Below are 463 nucleotides of genomic sequence, written 5' to 3'. Positions count from 1 at the left end.
ACCCTGTCCAATGGCCAGACCATCACCATCGAGGCTGGCAAGACCCAGGGCAGTGTTGACTTCGAAACCCCGGCCAATGACGTCTACAACAACGGCTCGACCGTTAGCGTGACCATCGAGAACGCCACGGGCGGTAACTTCGAGCAGTTGGTGCCGAACCCGACGCCGGCTCAGACCACCATCAACGACTCGGTCGACACCACCACCGCGACCCTGACGGCGAACCCGTCGGTGACCGAAGGCGGCGTGATCACCTACACCGTGACCCTGAGCAACCCGGCGCAGACTCCGGTGACCGTAACCCTGTCCAATGGCCAGACCATCACCATCGAGGCTGGCAAGACCCAGGGCAGCGTCGACTTCGAAACCCCGGCCAATGACGTCTACAACAACGGCTCGACCGTCAGCACCACGATTACCGGTGCGACCGGTGGCAACTTCGAGCAGTTGGTGCCGAACCCGA

Annotated in this window: 1 protein-coding gene; it reads left to right on the top strand. The window is 62.4% G+C overall.

Annotation, left to right across the window (positions count from 1 at the left end):
• Nucleotides 1-463: immunoglobulin-like domain-containing protein (locus tag J5M71_RS28100; RefSeq protein ID WP_207838869.1), on the top strand; the 463-nt coding region annotated here is incomplete at both ends.

Source organism: Pseudomonas sp. 43(2021), from assembly GCF_017490805.1.
Taxonomy (GTDB): Bacteria; Pseudomonadota; Gammaproteobacteria; order Pseudomonadales; family Pseudomonadaceae; genus Aquipseudomonas.
Note: the sequence above shows the minus strand (reverse complement) of the source record. Positions and strands in the feature narration are given on the sequence as shown.